General features: G+C 69.3%; 1 protein-coding gene. It reads right to left on the bottom strand.

From position 1 onward, the window contains the following. Nucleotides 1-21: 21 nt before the first annotated feature. The coding region (locus Acor_RS00135) for a transposase (RefSeq protein WP_218034036.1) at nt 22-1,008 on the bottom strand (987 nt) is incomplete at its 5' end.

The raw sequence follows: 1,008 nt of genomic DNA, 5'->3' as shown, positions 1-1,008 counted from the left end.
GCGACTGAACAGATTTCGTGGTCACGCGGCTACCGGCCGTGTCCACTCGGTGGTGACGGTGGGTGATGGTCGCCCCTCGGCCTGCCCGAGGAGCCCATCACGGTGGCGACCGGCTCCGCGCACGCTCGCGATAGCCGGCACGGGTATCGCCTCGGCTGCATCGTGGCCGGTGGCGTTGCGCCGCCCAGCGGCCGACAACCAGACAGGCCGGGTGCTGCGGGAGGCGGCATAGCGGGATCGGCGCTGCTGGTTGGTGACGTTGGTGAACCCGTACCCGGTCCGGTACACCAGCTTCACCAGCCGATTCACACTTTCGGCGGCGGCGTTGGAATAGCCGGTGGCCACTGCGCGGGTGATCTCCGCCCGCCACCTGGAGATCGTCTCAGCGAGAGTTACGATCTCCGGGACACTGGCCCCCACCGTTGCGCAGAACATGTAGAGCGCCTCCAGCGCGGTGGCGATCTGATGGCGGGTCGGCGCGAGCCCGGTCTGGTTGGGGGAAAGTTTCACCAGGTCGCGGAGCTTCTCCTTGGCCCTCCACGCAGTCCCGATCTGCCGCCCGCCGTCCCCGAGGTCGGCCAGAGCGACCAGCAGTTTGCGCCGGGCCCGCTCCGACAGCCTCTCCTGCCCGCGCACCAGCAGTCCCTTGATCGTGTATTCCAGGTCGGTGGCCCGGCCGCGCCGCCCGTACCGCTGCAAGGTGACCCGCCGCCGTACGTCACCGACCATCTTGTTCGCGAGCTGGACCACATGAAACAGGTCGACAACCAAGGCCGCGTTCGGCAACAGCCCGCTCGCGGTGACCGCGGACTTGTACACCGAGGACATGTCGATGGCGACCCAGCGGACCTGCTCGCGCCAGGCCGGATCCCGGGCCGCCAGCCAGGCGGTCACATCCGCGCCGGTCCGGCCATCGACCTGGCCGAGCAGCCCGTTCCCGCCGCTGGCGTCGACGAAAATGCTCTGCCAGCGATCGGCGTCGGCCACCCATGACCCCGCGACCGGATC

This window comes from Acrocarpospora corrugata (genome assembly GCF_009687845.1).
GTDB classification, from domain to species: domain Bacteria; phylum Actinomycetota; class Actinomycetes; order Streptosporangiales; family Streptosporangiaceae; genus Acrocarpospora; species Acrocarpospora corrugata.
Note: the sequence above shows the minus strand (reverse complement) of the source record. Positions and strands in the feature narration are given on the sequence as shown.